At 73.5% G+C, this 14,593-nt stretch carries 17 protein-coding genes; 12 read left to right on the top strand and 5 right to left on the bottom strand.

All coding sequences use genetic code 11. From position 1 onward, the window contains the following. Window positions 1-162 precede the first annotated feature (162 nt). A complete protein-coding gene (locus BM419_RS18665; protein WP_091927315.1) occupies window positions 163-2,307 on the bottom strand; it encodes a sodium-translocating pyrophosphatase in 2,145 nt (714 codons plus the stop codon). Window positions 2,308-2,755: 448 nt separating this feature from the next. On the opposite strand from BM419_RS18665, the gene BM419_RS18660 reads away from it, so the two are divergent. Further along, complete coding sequence (locus BM419_RS18660; RefSeq protein WP_091927393.1) at window positions 2,756-3,127, top strand: hypothetical protein; 372 nt, start codon at window positions 2,756-2,758, stop codon at window positions 3,125-3,127. Here BM419_RS18660 and thiL read toward each other — a convergent pair. The 4 genes from thiL to BM419_RS18640 all read right to left on the bottom strand — a co-directional run bounded on the left by thiL (window position 3,047) and on the right by BM419_RS18640 (window position 5,888). Next, on the bottom strand, window positions 3,047-4,042 hold the full coding sequence (thiL, locus tag BM419_RS18655; RefSeq protein ID WP_091927314.1) for a thiamine-phosphate kinase: 996 nt from the start codon (window positions 4,040-4,042) through the stop codon (window positions 3,047-3,049). The two genes, BM419_RS18660 and thiL, sit on opposite strands and share 81 nt — an antisense overlap. Window positions 4,043-4,045: 3 nt before the next feature. Then, on the bottom strand, window positions 4,046-4,651 hold the full coding sequence (gene nusB, locus BM419_RS18650) for a transcription antitermination factor NusB (RefSeq protein ID WP_170863012.1): 606 nt from the start codon (window positions 4,649-4,651) through the stop codon (window positions 4,046-4,048). An 11-nt stretch (window positions 4,652-4,662) separates the two neighbouring features. Then, window positions 4,663-5,157 carry a 6,7-dimethyl-8-ribityllumazine synthase gene (gene ribH / locus BM419_RS18645; RefSeq protein ID WP_020093929.1) on the bottom strand — a complete coding sequence of 165 codons (495 nt, stop codon included), beginning with the start codon at window positions 5,155-5,157 and terminating at the stop codon, window positions 4,663-4,665. Window positions 5,158-5,300: 143 nt separating this feature from the next. After that, window positions 5,301-5,888, bottom strand: a complete 588-nt coding sequence (locus tag BM419_RS18640) for a carboxymuconolactone decarboxylase family protein (protein WP_091927313.1) — start codon at window positions 5,886-5,888, stop codon at window positions 5,301-5,303. A 174-nt stretch (window positions 5,889-6,062) separates the two neighbouring features. Here BM419_RS18640 and BM419_RS18635 point away from each other — a divergent pair, with 174 nt between their 5' ends. From BM419_RS18635 to dxs, 11 genes are all read left to right on the top strand, one after another. Beyond that, window positions 6,063-6,785, top strand: a complete 723-nt coding sequence (locus tag BM419_RS18635) for an SDR family NAD(P)-dependent oxidoreductase (RefSeq protein ID WP_041372745.1) — start codon at window positions 6,063-6,065, stop codon at window positions 6,783-6,785. Further along, window positions 6,782-7,981 (top strand): hypothetical protein, encoded by a 1,200-nt coding sequence (locus BM419_RS18630; RefSeq protein WP_091927312.1) that lies wholly within the window; start codon window positions 6,782-6,784, stop codon window positions 7,979-7,981. The genes BM419_RS18635 and BM419_RS18630 overlap by 4 nt, the downstream gene beginning before the upstream one ends. Continuing rightward, a complete protein-coding gene (locus tag BM419_RS18625; RefSeq protein ID WP_091927311.1) occupies window positions 7,978-8,502 on the top strand; it encodes an NUDIX hydrolase in 525 nt (174 codons plus the stop codon). Before BM419_RS18630 ends, BM419_RS18625 begins: the two co-directional genes overlap by 4 nt. Beyond that, on the top strand, window positions 8,499-8,957 hold the full coding sequence (locus BM419_RS18620) for a TIGR02301 family protein (RefSeq protein WP_020093933.1): 459 nt from the start codon (window positions 8,499-8,501) through the stop codon (window positions 8,955-8,957). Before BM419_RS18625 ends, BM419_RS18620 begins: the two co-directional genes overlap by 4 nt. A gap of 159 nt (window positions 8,958-9,116) precedes the next feature. Beyond that, complete coding sequence (locus tag BM419_RS18615) at window positions 9,117-9,371, top strand: hypothetical protein (RefSeq protein WP_012320917.1); 255 nt, start codon at window positions 9,117-9,119, stop codon at window positions 9,369-9,371. 101 nt (window positions 9,372-9,472) lie between these two features. Next, a complete protein-coding gene (locus BM419_RS18610; RefSeq protein WP_091927310.1) occupies window positions 9,473-10,324 on the top strand; it encodes a CAF17-like 4Fe-4S cluster assembly/insertion protein YgfZ in 852 nt (283 codons plus the stop codon). 130 nt (window positions 10,325-10,454) lie between these two features. After that, on the top strand, window positions 10,455-11,069 hold the full coding sequence (locus BM419_RS18605) for a DNA-3-methyladenine glycosylase I (protein ID WP_091927309.1): 615 nt from the start codon (window positions 10,455-10,457) through the stop codon (window positions 11,067-11,069). Window positions 11,070-11,095: 26 nt separating this feature from the next. Continuing rightward, a complete protein-coding gene (locus BM419_RS18600) occupies window positions 11,096-11,656 on the top strand; it encodes an HD domain-containing protein (protein ID WP_091927308.1) in 561 nt (186 codons plus the stop codon). A 50-nt stretch (window positions 11,657-11,706) separates the two neighbouring features. Then, a complete protein-coding gene (locus BM419_RS18595; RefSeq protein ID WP_020093937.1) occupies window positions 11,707-12,219 on the top strand; it encodes a tyrosine phosphatase family protein in 513 nt (170 codons plus the stop codon). A 139-nt stretch (window positions 12,220-12,358) separates the two neighbouring features. After that, window positions 12,359-12,619, top strand: a complete 261-nt coding sequence (locus BM419_RS18590; RefSeq protein WP_012320922.1) for an exodeoxyribonuclease VII small subunit — start codon at window positions 12,359-12,361, stop codon at window positions 12,617-12,619. 43 nt (window positions 12,620-12,662) lie between these two features. Continuing rightward, on the top strand, window positions 12,663-14,593 hold a 1,931-nt coding region (gene dxs / locus BM419_RS18585), incomplete at its 3' end, for a 1-deoxy-D-xylulose-5-phosphate synthase (protein ID WP_091927392.1).

Raw genomic sequence — 14,593 nt, 5'->3', positions numbered from 1 at the left:
GTCCGGGTTTTAATCCGGCGCCGAGGTGGCGCTGCGGCGCCGCGATGCCAAGGTGCTGCGCCGCGGGACTGACCGTCGCGTGCGGGGGCGCACACGGTGAAACGGGCAGGGCCGGGCTCGCCCGGAGCCCGGCCCTGCTGCTCGATCGGATCCGCGCGAAACTCAGCTGTGCGCCAGCACGGCGAGCAGCAGCAGGGCGATGATGTTGGTGATCTTGATCGCCGGGTTCACCGCCGGACCGGCGGTGTCCTTGTAGGGGTCGCCGACCGTGTCACCGGTCACCGCCGCCTTGTGGGCGTCGGAGCCCTTGCCGCCGTGGTGGCCGTCCTCGATGTACTTCTTGGCGTTGTCCCAGGCGCCGCCGCCCGAGGTCATCGAGATCGCCACGTAGAGGCCGGTGAGGATCACGCCGAGCAGGCTCGCGCCCACGGTGGCGAAGGCCTGGCTCTTCCCGGCGATGAACTGGATCACGAAGAACAGCACTATCGGCGACAGGACCGGCAGCAGCGACGGGATGATCATCTCCTTGATCGCCGCGCGGGTGAGCATGTCCACCGCCCGCCCGTAATCCGGCCGGTCCGTGCCCTGCATGATGCCGGGCTTGGCCCGGAACTGGCGCCGGACCTCCTCGACCACCGCGCCCGCCGCGCGCCCGACCGCCGTCATGGCGATGCCGGCGAACAGGAACGGGATCAGGCCGCCGAGCAGCAGCCCGACCACGACGTAGGGGTTGGAGAGCGAGAAATCGACGCTGACGCCCTGGAAGAAGCGGTACTGCGTCGGGCTCGCATGGGCGATGAAGTAGTTCAGGTCCGACGTGTAGGCGGCAAACAGCACCAGCGCGCCGAGACCCGCCGAGCCGATCGCGTAGCCCTTCGTCACCGCCTTGGTGGTGTTGCCGACCGCGTCGAGGGCATCGGTCGACTTGCGCACCTCCGAGGGCAGGCCCGCCATCTCGGCGATGCCGCCGGCATTGTCGGTGACCGGCCCGAAGGCGTCCAGAGCCACGATGAAGCCCGCGAGCGCCAGCATGGCGGTGACCGCGATGGCGATGCCGAACAGGCCGGCGAGCGCGTAGGTGCTGATGATGCCTGCCACGATCACGATGGCCGGCAGCGCGGTCGATTCGAGCGAGATCGCCAGCCCCTGGATCACGTTGGTGCCGTGGCCGGTCACCGACGCGTCGGCGATCGACTTCACCGGGCGGAAGTTGGTGCCCGTGTAGTACTCGGTGATCACGACGATCAGCGCCGTGATGGCGAGCCCGATCACCGCGCAGCCGAACAGCGCGGCCGACGTGAAGGTCAGGCCGGTCGAGGTGGTGAAGCTCGTCGAGAAGCCGCCGAGCAGGGTCATGTTGACCGCCGCGATCGCCGCGATGGAGAGCACGCCGGCGGCGATCAGCCCCTTGTAGAGCGCCCCCATGATCGACTGGTTCGCGCCGAGCCGCACCGCGTAGGTGCCGGCGATGGAGGTGAGGATGCAGGCCGACCCGATGGCGAGCGGGTACAGCATCATCGGCTCGAGGACGTCGCGGTTGCTCCCGCCCGCGCCGGAGAAGAAGATCGCGGCCAGCACCATCGTGGCGACGACCGTGACCGCGTAGGTCTCGAACAGGTCGGCCGCCATGCCGGCGCAGTCGCCGACATTGTCGCCGACGTTGTCGGCGATGGTGGCAGGGTTGCGCGGATCGTCCTCCGGGATGCCGGCCTCGACCTTGCCGACGAGGTCGCCGCCGACATCGGCGCCCTTGGTGAAGATGCCGCCGCCGAGCCGGGCGAAGATCGAGATCAGCGAGGCGCCGAAGCCGAGCGCCACGAGGGCGTCGATCACCTCGCGGCTCGACGGCTCGAGATGGGCGGCGCGGGTGAGGAACAGGTAGTAGAGGGCCACGCCCAGCAGCGCGAGGCCCGCCACCAGCATGCCGGTCACCGCCCCCGACTTGAAGGCGACGTCGAGGCCGCCGCCCAGCGAGGTCGAGGCGGCCTGGGCCGTGCGGACGTTGGCCCGCACCGAGACGTTCATGCCGATGAAGCCGGCCGCGCCCGACAGCACGGCGCCGATCAGGAAGCCGACCGCGACCTTGATCCCGAGGAAGACGGCGAGGAGGACGAACAGGACGACGCCGACGAGGCCGATCGTCGTGTATTGCCGCCGGAGATAGGCCTGCGCGCCCTCGGCGATGGCGGCGGCGATCTCCTGCATGCGCTGCGTGCCGGCGTCGCGCCGCATCACGTCGAGGATCGTGACGATGCCGTAGGCGACGGCGCAGAGCCCGCCCGCGATGATCAGGACCAAGGGAATCATTCGACCGTCCTTGTTATTATCGTGCCTGGCGTGGGCTTGTGATTGTCGAGCTTGGCCGCCGGACGACGGCCATGGGACGCGGCGCTCGGATTCGGGGCTTTCCTTCCCAGAACAATGCCTTGATTGCCAAACTTCGCCGGGGAGCGCAAACGCCGCGTCGGCGGGCGACGCCGGGAATCGGGCCTCACGACCCGGGGGCTAAAAAGCCCTCGAACCCGCAATGCTGCATTATGTTGCATATCTGGTTTCCCGCCGGCCGCTGCACCCGGTTCCATGGGCGCGAGCCCCCTCTTCCGTGCGGGAGAGGAGGCCGAGCGCGGCTCCCGCGAGCGGAGATGCCCGTCCCCCGAACCGGAACATCACGAACGCGAGCGGCTCGAGCGGCCGTTAACGTCGCCTTAACCAACCGATATTCTATTTTTGGTTGTATTTGGACGAGGGACTCGCCATGAGCAGCGACCAGGCCGCCAGGTTGGCGGCGACCATCGAGGTGTTGAGCGGCGCGGTCGGCTTCCTGATCGCAGAGCGGGTCGCGGCGCAGCCGGTCACGATCCAGGACGACCTGCTCTGCGTGCTGCAGCGCGCCCTGTCCCGGGCGCCGGGCGCGGGCGGGAACCCGGCCGGCCGCTGGATCCCGGTGGTCGCCGCCGCGATGATCGGCGAGGTCCGGCGCCAGATCGGCCACCCGGTCGGGGATTCCGCCGGCCCGATGATCTCGGGACCGGACGCGATCTGGGCGTCAGAAGTGGCTGAAGGCTCCGGCCGCGAACACGCGCTCGGCGCCATCGCGCATTTCGAAGCGCGGCGGGCCGTCGCCTGAGGTGACGGTGCCGATGGCGGCGACGGCGATCCCGGCCGCCGCGGCCTCAGCCCGGAAATCCGCCATGCGCTCCGGCGCGACGGTGCAGAGGATCTCGTAATCGTCGCCGCCGGTCAGGACCGCCTCGATCAGGGCGGGGTCCGCCGCGCAGGCGCACCGGGCCGCCTCCGAGAGCGGCACGTCCGCCGTCGCCACCCGGGCGGTGCGGCCCGCGCCCAGCATCTTGGCGAGATCGCCCGCGAGGCCGTCGGAGACGTCCATGGCCGCCGAGGCGTGGCGGCGGATGGCCGGCGCGGCGGCGAGCCGCGGGCGCGGGTGCAGGTAGCGGTCGGCGAGTTCGGCCCGCAGCGCCGGATCGAGGCCGGCCGCCCAGGGGGCGTCGCCCTCCAGGCGCATCCGCAGGCCGAGGGCGGCGTCGCCGATCGTGCCGGTAACGCAGATCCGGTCGCCGACCCGCGCGGTGGTGCGCCGCACGATGGTGCCGGTCGGCAGCTCGCCGAACACGCTCACCGAGATCAGCGCGGGGCCGCCGGAGCGCACCGTGTCGCCGCCCAGCAGCGGGCAGCCGGCCGCCTCGGCCGCCGCGCCGAGCCCCTGCGCGAATCCGGCGAGCCAGGCCTCCGTCCAGTCGTCGGGCAGCGCGAGGGTCAGCAGGAAACCGCGCGGGACCGCGCCCTTGGCGGCGATGTCGGAGAGGTTCACGCCGAGCGCCTTGCGGGCGATCGAGGCCGGCGGATCCTCCGCGAAGTAGTGAACGCCCGCCACCACGGCGTCGGCGGTGAGGACGAGGTCGTGGCCCGGCGCCGGTGTCAGCGTGGCGGCGTCGTCCCGGAGTCCGTCGGCGCCCGGCCCCGCGAGCGGGGCGAAGTAGCGGGCGATCAGCCCCTCCTCGGAGGCGCGGGCCGGCCCGGCCAAGACTCAGGCCTTCCCGGCCGACGGTTTCCCAGCCGCAGCTTTGCCGGGGAGCGGCTTGGACGAGCCCGGCTTGCCCGAGGCCTTCGGGGCCCCGACCTCGCCCGGCCGGACCTCCCGGGCGACCCGGTCGAGGACGGCGTTGACGAGGCCCGGCTCGTCGGCCGTGTAGAAGCTGTGGGCGACGTCGACGTATTCCGAGATCGCCGCGGCCGCCGGCACGTCGCGGCGGAACATCAGCTCGTAGGCGCCCGCCCGCAGGATCGCCCGGAGCACGATCTCGATGCGCCGCAGCGGCCAGCCCTGGGCGAGGGCCTGGTCGAGCTTCGGGTCGATGGCGCGCTGCTCCTCGACCGTGCCGCGCAGCAGGTCGCGGAAGAACGCGGTCTCGGCCGGGGGATGGGCGATCCCGTCGACCTCCTGGCCGATCCAGAAGGCCTCGAACTCGGCGAGGGCGTCGAGCACGCCCTTGCCGGAGACGTCCATCTCGTAGAGCGCCTGCACCACCGCGAGGCGGGCGCCGCTGCGCAGGCTGATCTTGGCGGGGGCGCCGGCGGTGCCGGTGCCATTCTCCGCGCCGGTCTCCGGCTGGGTCTCGGGGGTCCCGGTCATGGGTGTATCCGTCATCGCGGGCGCGCGCCTTCGGCCGCACGCTTCAGGGCGAGCACGCCGAGCGCCGCCTCGGCGGCGCCGCCGCCCTTGTTCATCTCGGCGACCCGGGCGCGGGCGAGCGCCTGAGCCTCGGTCTCGACCGTGAGGATGCCGTTGCCCAGCGGCACGCGGCGCTGCACCGACAGGTCCATGAGCGCCCGGGCGCTCTCGCCGGCGACGATGTCGTAGTGGCCGGTCTCGCCGCGGATCACGCAGCCGAGCGCCACCACGGCGTCGTAGGCGCCCGTGTCGAGCAGGATCGCTACGGCGGCGGGGATCTCCAGGGCCCCCGGCACGGTGACCACGGTGGCCTGCGCGTCGGCGGCCGCGATCGCCGCCAGGGCGCCGGCCAGGAGTTCGTCGGCGATCGCGTCGTAGTAGCGCGCCTCGACCACGAGGATCCGGGCGCCGGCGAGCGCCGGGTCGGTGGGCTTGGGCGCCGAATCGGCGCGGGTATGGGCGACCATGGCTCTCGTCCGGCCGGGTTTTCGGGAACGGGCGGGCGGCACGTCGGGCACCCGCACGGGGGAGGACGGTTAGACCGAAGCGGCCGGCGCCACAAGCCGCGCGGGATCGCCCCCGGCCCGCGCCGCGGCCGCGGCGGCGCGCCCTACCCGACCAGCGGCGGCAGCGGCGGGGCCGCGGGGCCGCCCTCCGGCAGGGCCGTGCGGGCGACGTTCATCGTCATGGCGAGCAGCGCGTAGTAGCCGTTGATGCCGGTCAGATCGATCGCCCCCTGCTCGCCGAAGCGCGCGACCAGGGCCGCGTAGGTCGCGTCGCTCACCGCGCGGTTGCGCATCAGCTCGGTCGAGAACGCGTAGGCGAGGGCCTCGTCGGCGCTCATCGTGTCGGGGCGGCGCCCCTCGGCCAGCGCCCGCGCAGTCTCGGGGGCGACGCCGGCCTCGAGGGCGATCGGGTGGTGGATCGCCCACTCGACCGGCTGGCTCCACTCCCGCGCGACCACCAGGATCGCGAACTCGCTGATCCGCAGCGGCAGGACGCTGCCGTAGCGCAGGTACTGGCCCATCCGGCTCGCGCACAGCATCAGCTCGGGGCTGCGCAGGAGTGGCACGAACGGCCCGAAGACCGGAACGCCGCGCTCGGCCCGGAACGCGGCCGCCGCCTCTTCCTGCGCCGGGGACAGGCCGCCGGCCGGAATCTCCGGCATGCGCTCCGCGCTGGTCTGCCCGCTGGCCATGCGTTTCCCCTCCGTGCTCCGGCGCCGACGCGCGGCCCGCTCTGGATTTCCGGTGCCCGTGCGCCTAGACCATTGGGGCTCACCGGCACGCACCGCGCCCGACCGGGCGGCGATCCCTGAACGCCAGCGAGGCTTACGGCTTTGGCCCTCCCCGTCAACGAACGCCGGCGCATCATGCTGCTCACGGGCGCGAGCCGGGGCATCGGCCACGCCACCGTCAAGCGCTTCTCGGCCGCGGGCTGGCGCGTGATCACCTGCTCGCGCCACGCCTTCCCGGAGAACTGCCCCTGGGAGATGGGGCCCGAGGACCACCTGCAGGTCGACCTCGCCGACGCGCAGGACACGGTCCGCGCCGTCGAGGAGGTGCGGGGCCGGCTCGCCGCCGAGGGCGGGGTGCTGCACGCGCTGGTCAACAATGCCGGGATCTCGCCGAAGGGGCCGGAGGGCGAGCGCCTCGGCGCGCTGGCCACCGAGTTCGACACGTGGCAGCGGGTCTTCCAGGTCAACCTCTTCGCCACGATCCTGCTGGCCCGGGGCCTGCGCGAGGAACTGGCCCGGGCCAAGGGCTCGGTCGTCAACGTGACGTCGATCGCCGGCTCGCGCGTCCACCCATTCGCGGGGGCGGCGTACGGCACCTCCAAGGCGGCGCTGGCGGGCCTGACCCGCGAGATGGCCGCCGATTTCGGGCCGCTCGGCGTGCGGGTGAACGCGATCTCGCCGGGCGAGATCGACACGTCGATCCTGTCGCCCGGCACCGAGAAGCTCGTCGAGCAGATCCCGCAGCGCCGGCTCGGCACGCCGGACGAGGTCGCCAAGGCGATCTACTTCCTGTGCACCGAGGCCTCCTCCTACGTGAACGGCGCCGAGCTCCACATCAACGGCGGCCAGCACGTTTGACCAGATCGGTCGCTTCCTGGGGCGCTTCCGCGCGCACGGCGTTACCGCGTCGGCACCCGGCGGCGCGCCGCGGGCGGGTCGCGCTCGTCCTGGGCCTCCTCGCGTGCGTCGCGCCCGTCGCGGGGGCGCGGGCCGAGCCCGGGATCCGGATCCTCGACCTGCCCTTCAAGGTGCGGGCGCTGCGCGGCTCGCGCAGCGAGGCCGCGGTCTCGGTGGCGACCTCCGGGCTCCTGCCAATCACCGGCGGCACGGCAGGGGCAAAGGCCGGCGCGCAGGGCGGTGGCCAGCAGACCGGCGACGAGGAGAGCGCGCCGATCGCCGTGGTCTGGGGCGACGACGGCGGCGCCGTGCTCGCCCTCGCGGAGGGCGGCGTCACCGTGCTGCCGATCGGCCGGGACGCGGTCGAGGGGCTGACCGCCGCCGAGACGCCGCGCGGGGCCCTGCCGGGCTCGCGCCGGGCCCTCTCGGGCCCCCTGAGCGCCTATCTCACCGGGCGCACCCGCGCCCCCGACGGCGGCGCGGCCGCCGCGGTGCTGACGATCCGCGAGCGCCAGCCGATGGCGGTGAGCACCGATCCGAAGCCCGTCCCCGTGGCCACCGTGACGGTGCCGGCGGGGGGCGAGGCCGTGTTCGCGCCGCTGCGGCCGCGCCTGCTGCGCCTCGGGGACCGCCCGGCGCTGCTGGCGGCGACGCTGTCCGGCGCGGATGCCGGCGGCCTCTTGCTGATCGACCGGCCCGCCGACGATCCGGGCGCGGCCTGGGCCGTCGCCGCCCGCACGCCCGCCCAGCCGGGCCCACCCCTCAAGATCGCCGGCATCGCGGATTTCTCCGGATCGGGCGCCACCCAGGCCGCGACGGTCAGCGCCAAGGGCCGGCTCCAGCTCTGGACGCTGCGTCCCGACGCGATCGAGCCCGCCGGCGAGGCCGCGGGCTACGCGGCCGGCGACGGCGATTCGGATCTCGCCGTGACCGTTCCGGCCGGCGGCAGCCCCGAGCTCGTCCTGCCGGTGGCGGGCCGGCCGGAGATCGCCTTCGTGGCGGCCAAGGGCGGCCTGCGCGAGCGGGCGCGCGTGCCGCTTCCGGCCCCCGCGGAGAACGGCATCGTCGTCCTCGGCGAGGGCGCGGCGGCGCGGCTGCTCGTCGGCCTCGCCGACGGCCGAGTGGCCGTCGTGGCACCGGACGGGGGCAAGCCGTGACCGCGGGCGCACCGGATCCCGACAGCCGGCTGTTCCCGGCCCGGCCCTTCGTGGGCGCGTCGATCGCGGTGATCCGCGGCGAGCGGGTCCTGCTGGCGGCGCGGGCCAACGAGCCGATGCGCGGCGTCTGGACCCTGCCGGGCGGCCTCGTGGAGGCGGGCGAGTCCCTGGCCGAGGCGGCCCTGCGCGAACTGTCCGAGGAGGTCGGCCTGCCCGCCGAGGTGGTCGGCGTGCTCTCGCCCACGGAGATCATCGTCCGAGACGAGGCCGGCCGGGCCCGCCACCACTACGTCGTCCACCCGCACGCCGCCCTGTGGTGCGGCGGCGAGCCGGTGGCCGGGCCCGAGGCCCTGGGCACCCGGTGGGCGACGCTCGCGGAGGTCGCGACCCTTCCGACCACCCCCGGCTTGGTCGACACCCTGCGCGAGGCCTTCGCGCGGGTGGCGGCCCGGGACACGGACGGGAGCGCGGATCGGCGCGTAAATCGCGCGGGAATGCCGGGCGGGGAGCCGACGGCGTGAGGCGCCCCGCGACCCTCCTGTGCCTGCTGGCGCTCCTGGCAGGCCCGGTCTCCGCGCCGGCGCTGGCGCAGCAGCGCTCCGGCCGGAGCGGCGCGCCCGCCAAGGAAGCCGCGAAGGAGCCGTCCAAGGAGGCGCCCGCCCCCGCGGACGTGCCCGCGCCCTACGACCGCGACCTGCTGCGCATGTCCGAGATCATCGGGGCCCTGGCGTTCCTGCGGAACCTCTGCGCGGCCCCGGACGCGGCCGACTGGCCGGCCCGCATGAAGGCGCTGATCGACTCCGAGGGCGTGACCCCGGCCCGCCGCGACCGGCTGGCCGGCGCCTACAACCGCGGCTATCGCGGCTACGCGCTGACCTACCGGGTCTGCACGCCCGCGGCCCACGAGGCGGCCGCACGGTACGTCGCGGAGGGCGACCGGCTGTCGCACGCTCTGGCCGGGCGTTTCGGGGGGTGATGCAGGTACAGCACACATACCGGCGATGCCGGCGAAACATCGGATTTGAGCGCTCGCGTTAACCGATCCGAAATTCTCGGCTGGCCGAGCCGCCGGGACCTGCTTATCATCCATTGCGTCCGCCGGGCCCCGTGTCCGGCGCAATGGAAGTATCCGGCCATGCAGCACAGCTCTCACACCGCCCCCATCGAGGTCGATGTCGAGGAGAAACGCGTCGCGCTGAGTTACGTCTCGGAAGCGTTCGCGGAAGGCTGCCTCGATGGTCTCGACGGTGACTGCATGGCCCAGGCCGCCCTGTTCGCGGCCTTTCAGGAACTCGTGACGACGTACGGCGAAGAAGCCACGGCCCGTTACGCGGAGGGATTCCCGGAGCGCATCCGCGGGGGCGCGTTCACCACGACGCTCCAGCATTGAGCAGGTGAGCGCGGACGGTTGAGGCGCGGGCGGTCAGCGACTACGTCCCGGGTCCGCGGTCCGGTCAGCCGGACCGTTCGCGCCCCGAGGAATCGCCGCCCATGCCCGTCGCCCTGCTGCCGGACCGCGCCCTGGTCACCGTCACCGGACCGGACGCCACGACGCTGCTCCAGGGCGTCCTGACCTGCAACGTCGAGACGCTCCAGCCCGGCGAGGCGCGCCTCGGCGCCCTGCTCACGCCGCAGGGCAAGATCCTCTTCGATTTCCTGGTCTCGCGGATCCCCGACGGCTTCCGGTTCGACGTGCTGGCCGACAGGGCCGCGGACCTCGCCAAGCGCCTGACGCTCTATCGCCTGCGCGCGCAGGCGACCATCGCGGCCGACCCGACCGTCGCGGTCGCGGCGGCCTGGGCCGGCGCGGCCCCGCCCGCCGCGGAGGCGCTGGCCGATTCCCGCGCGGCCGATCTCGGCGCCCGTCTCTACGCCGAAGCGGGCGCCTTCTCGGCGGACGCCGCCGAGGCCGAGTACCACGCGCACCGGATCGCCCTCGGTGTGCCCGAGGGCGGACGCGACTTCGCCTTCGGCGACGCCTTTCCGCACGAGGCGCTGATGGATCAGCTCGGCGGCGTCGACTTCCGCAAGGGCTGCTACGTCGGCCAGGAGGTGGTCTCGCGGATGCAGCACCGCGGCACGGCCCGAACCCGCATCCTGGCGGCCGCCTACGCGGACGCCGCGCCCGCGCCCGGCACCGAGATCACCGCGGGCGGCAAGGTGCTCGGCACCACGGGCAGCGCCGCGGGGAACCGCGGCCTCGCCACGGTCCGCCTCGACCGACTGGGCGACGCGCTCGCCTCCGGCGAGACCCCGCGCGCGGGCGACCAGCCCGTGACGCTGGCGCGCCCCGCCTGCGCGACCTTCGCCATGCCGGACGCGGCGGCGAGCGCGGCCGGGTAGGATCGCGACGCGCGGGATCGGGCCGCGTGACCGCGGCTCGTCTTGCACCGGCGGAAGGGACCGTCGAAGTGGCCGTGCGGCCGCCGCCGCGACGGTGGCGTTCCGCTCCTGTTCTCGTTACCATCGCCGTATGTCCGAGACCGGCCTCATCGCCCATCCTGACGGCTGCCCGCGCTGCTGGTGGGCCGGGCTCGACCCGCTCTACGTCGCCTATCACGACACCGAGTGGGGCGTGCCCGAGCATGACGGCCGCGCCCTCTACGAGAAGCTGATCCTCGACGGCTTCCAGGCCGGGCTGTCGTGGATCACCATCCTGCGCCGCCGGGACGGGTTCCGCGACGCCTTCGCGGATTTCGATCCCGAGCGGATCGCCCGCTTCACCGAGGCGGACGTCGCGCGGCTGATGGCCGACACCCGCATCATCCGCAACCGCGCCAAGATCCAGGGCACCGTCGCGGGCGCCCGGGCGTGGCTGCGGATCGAGGAGCGCGGTCCCGGCTTCGCGCACTTCCTGTGGGACTTCGTCGACGGCCGGCCGGTCCAGGGCACGGCCCGGACCCGCGCGGAGATCGCCACCGAGACGCCGGTCTCCCGGGCGATCGGCAAGGCCCTGAAGGCCGAGGGCTTCTCCTTCTGCGGGCCGACCATCGTGCACGCGTTCATGCAGGCGGTGGGCATGGTCAACGATCACCTCGTCGGCTGCCACCGGCACGGGCCCTGCGCTGCGCTCGGCGGGTCCCGGTGAGCGCGCCGCCGCGCGCGTGGCAGCGCATGCTCTCTGGCCGCCGCCTCGACCTCCTCGACCCGGCGCCCGGGGACATCGAGATCGCCGACATCGCCCACGGCCTCGCCCGGGTCGCGCGCTGGAACGGCCAGACCCGCGGGCCGCACGTCTTCTCGGTGGCCCAGCACAGCCTGCTGGTCGAGGCGGTGGGCCGCCACCTCGCCCCCGGCTGCACCGACCGGGACGGGCTCGAGCTGCTCCTGCACGACGCGCCGGAATACGTGGTCGGGGACATCATCTCGCCGCTCAAGGCCGCCATCGGCGACGCCTATCGCGGCGTCGAGCTGCGCCTGCTCGCGGCGGTGCGCCGCCGCTTCGAGCTGGCCGCCCCCTCGCCCGCCCTCACCCGGCTCGTGAAGCGGGCCGACCGGATCGCCGCCCACGCCGAGGCGGTGCGCCTCGCCGGCTTCGCGCCGGAGGAGGCCGAGCGCTATTTCGGCCCCTCGGTCGACCTGCCCGAGCCAGTGTCGGCCCTGGCCGGGCCGTGGCCGACCGCCGAGGCCGAGGCGCGATTCCTCGCGCGCTTCACCGCTCTGTCCCCGCCCTGACGGATCTTCGCCCTCGATCCGTCACGATCGCAGGTCACTGGCGCCCCACCATGCCGACCCTCCACGTCTGTCCGCTCTCGCGCCTGCCCGAGACCGTCGCCGCCACGGGCGCGAGCCACGTGCTCACGCTGATCAATGTCGGCACGCCGCTGGAGCGGCCGGCCGTGATCGACGCCGCGAACCACGCCATCATCTGGGTCAGCGACATCGCGGCGGCCCGGGACGGACACGTTTTGCCGGCTGAAGAACACGTGGCCCGGCTTCTCGACTTCGTCCGGACCTGGCCGCGGGAGAAGCCGCTGGTGATCCACTGCTACGCCGGGATCAGCCGCTCGACGGCGGCCGCCTACATCGCGGCCTGCGCGCTGGCGCCCGAGCGCGACGAGGCGGCGATCGCCGACGCCCTGCGGTCCGCCTCGCCCTCGGCGACGCCCAACGCCCTGTTCGTGGCGATCGCCGACCGGATGCTCGACCGCGACGGCCGCATGGTCGCGGCGATCGCCCGCATCGGGCGCGGCGCCGACGCCTTCGAGGGCACGCCGTTCACCCTCGCGCTGGCGTGAACCGAACGCAGGTGCGAAGTGTGGCGCAAACGCCGCCGCGGCCGTCCAAAACGGTGCTGACCCGGCCGGCGGACTGGCCCCCAGGGTTGTGGCGACCGGGGATCGCGCCGTACAAACACCCCCAAAGGAAGTATCTGGGATGAGTGCGAGCAGACCCGAGGTGGCCCCCGCCGCCGGCGACCTGCCCTTCGAGAAGGCGCTGGAACAGCTCGAGGAAATCGTCCGCCGGCTCGAGCGCGGCGACGTGCCGCTCGACGAGTCGGTGGCGATCTACGAGCGCGGCGAGGTGCTGAAGAAGCATTGCGAGGCGCTGCTGAAGCGGGCCGAGGCGCGGATCCAGCGGATCACGCTGGGCTCCGACGGGCGGCCCGAGGGCGTCGCCCCGCTCGACATGTCCTGAGGCTCGGCGGTCGAACCGATCCCATCCGTTAGAGGTTGATGCCGTGGCGATTACCCCCGAGCAGAGTGCACTTCTCGACCGCGTTCCGTCTCCTTCGGCGCTGCGGCGTCTTCCGGAGTCGGAGCTGCAGGCGGTGGCGGACGCGGTGCGCGCCGAGATGATCGACGCGGTCTCGATCACCGGCGGCCATCTCGGCTCGGGGCTCGGCGTGGTCGAGCTGACCGTGGCGCTCCACCACGTGTTCGACACCCCCGACGACCGCATCGTCTGGGACGTCGGACACCAGTGCTACCCGCACAAGATCCTCACCGAGCGCCGCGACCGCATCCGGACGCTCCGCCAGGGCGGCGGCCTGTCGGGCTTCACCAAGCGCTCCGAGAGCGTCTACGACCCCTTCGGCGCCGCCCACTCCTCGACCTCGATCTCGGCCGCGCTGGGCATGGCGGTCGCCCGCGACCTCGACAACGCCGCCGCCAAGGCGAAGAGCCGCCCGCCCAAGCGCCGCAACGCCATCGCGGTCATCGGCGACGGCTCGATGTCGGCCGGCATGGCCTACGAGGCCCTCAACAACGCCGGCGCCCTGCACTCGCGCCTGATCGTCATCCTCAACGACAACGACATGTCGATCGCGCCCCCCGTCGGCGCCATGTCGGCCTACCTCGCCCGCCTCGCCTCGGGCGGCGCCTACCAGTCCCTGCGCGAGACCGCCAAGCAGCTCGGCAAGCTCCTGCCCAAGGCGCTCTACCAGCGCGCCGCCGCGGCCGAGGAATACGCCCGCTCGCTCGTGGTCGGCGGCGGCACCATGTTCGAGGAGATGGGCTTCCACTACGTCGGCCCGGTCGACGGGCACAACCTCGACCACCTGCTGCCGGTCCTGAAGAACGTCCGCGACGCCGAGCACGGCCCGATCCTGCTCCACGTCGTCACCCAGAAGGGCAAGGGCTACGCGCCGGCGGAAGCCTCGGCCGACCGCTACCACGGCGTGGTCAAGTTCGACGTGGTGTCGGGCGTCCAGGCCAAGGCCAAGCCGAACGCGCCGGCCTACACGCGGGTGTTCGGCGAGAGCCTGATCAAGGCGGCCGACGCCGACGACAAGGTCGTGGCGATCACCGCGGCGATGCCGGGGGGCACCGGCATCGACCTGTTCGGCAAGGCGCACCCGGACAAGACCTTCGACGTCGGCATCGCCGAGCAGCACGCGGTGACGTTCGCGGGCGGTCTGGCCACCGAGGGCTACCGGCCGTTCGTGGCGATCTACTCGACCTTCCTGCAGCGGGCCTACGACCAGGTGGTGCACGACGTGGCGCTGCAGAACCTGCCCGTGCGGTTCTGCCTGGACCGGGCGGGGCTGGTCGGCGCCGACGGGGCGACGCACGCGGGCGCGTTCGACCTGGCCTACCTGTGCTGCCTGCCGAATATGACCGTGATGGCGGCCTCCGACGAGGCCGAGCTGGTGCACATGGTGGCGACCGCCCACGCGCACGACACGGGCCCGATCGCGCTGCGCTACCCGCGCGGCGAGGGTGTGGGCGTCGAGCTTCCGGAGCGGGGCGAGGCGCTGGCGATCGGCAAGGGCCGGGTGGTGCGGCGCGACGCGGAGGCGCGTGTGGCGCTGCTGTCGCTCGGCACGCGCCTGTCGGAGGCGCTGAAGGCGGCCGACACGCTGGCCGAGCAGGGCGTGGCGGTGACGGTGGCGGACGCGCGGTTCGCCAAGCCGCTGGACGAGGCGCTGATCCTGGATCTGGCGCGCGACCACGAGGTTCTGATCACGATCGAGGAGGGCTCGCGGGGCGGGTTCGGCGCGATGGTGCTGCACCTGCTGGCGGAGCGGGGCGCGCTGGACGCGGGCGGGGTGCGGGTGCGGACGATGACGCTGCCGGACGCCTACCAGGACCACGACAGCCCGGAGAAGATGTACGCCGAGGCGGGCCTCGACGCCACGACCATCGTCAAGACCGCCCTCGACACCCTGCC

The organism is Methylobacterium sp. yr668, assembly GCF_900116245.1.
Taxonomy (GTDB): domain Bacteria; phylum Pseudomonadota; class Alphaproteobacteria; order Rhizobiales; family Beijerinckiaceae; genus Methylobacterium.
Note: the sequence above shows the minus strand (reverse complement) of the source record. Positions and strands in the feature narration are given on the sequence as shown.

Excerpts from the sequence above, each read along its gene's own strand:
- BM419_RS18635 (WP_041372745.1), top strand. The coding sequence starts at position 6,063 with ATGCTGCTCACGGGCGCGAGCCGGGGCATCGGCCACGCCACCGTCAAG.
- BM419_RS18590 (WP_012320922.1), top strand. The coding sequence starts at position 12,359 with ATGAGTGCGAGCAGACCCGAGGTGGCCCCCGCCGCCGGCGACCTGCCC.
- BM419_RS18610 (WP_091927310.1), top strand. The coding sequence starts at position 9,473 with ATGCCCGTCGCCCTGCTGCCGGACCGCGCCCTGGTCACCGTCACCGGA.
- BM419_RS18600 (WP_091927308.1), top strand. The coding sequence starts at position 11,096 with ATGCTCTCTGGCCGCCGCCTCGACCTCCTCGACCCGGCGCCCGGGGAC.
- BM419_RS18660 (WP_091927393.1), top strand. The coding sequence starts at position 2,756 with ATGAGCAGCGACCAGGCCGCCAGGTTGGCGGCGACCATCGAGGTGTTG.
- BM419_RS18605 (WP_091927309.1), top strand. The coding sequence starts at position 10,455 with ATGTCCGAGACCGGCCTCATCGCCCATCCTGACGGCTGCCCGCGCTGC.
- BM419_RS18595 (WP_020093937.1), top strand. The coding sequence starts at position 11,707 with ATGCCGACCCTCCACGTCTGTCCGCTCTCGCGCCTGCCCGAGACCGTC.
- nusB (WP_170863012.1), bottom strand. The coding sequence starts at position 4,651 with ATGACCGGGACCCCCGAGACCCAGCCGGAGACCGGCGCGGAGAATGGC.
- BM419_RS18665 (WP_091927315.1), bottom strand. The coding sequence starts at position 2,307 with ATGATTCCCTTGGTCCTGATCATCGCGGGCGGGCTCTGCGCCGTCGCC.
- ribH (WP_020093929.1), bottom strand. The coding sequence starts at position 5,157 with ATGGTCGCCCATACCCGCGCCGATTCGGCGCCCAAGCCCACCGACCCG.
- BM419_RS18615 (WP_012320917.1), top strand. The coding sequence starts at position 9,117 with ATGCAGCACAGCTCTCACACCGCCCCCATCGAGGTCGATGTCGAGGAG.
- BM419_RS18640 (WP_091927313.1), bottom strand. The coding sequence starts at position 5,888 with ATGGCCAGCGGGCAGACCAGCGCGGAGCGCATGCCGGAGATTCCGGCC.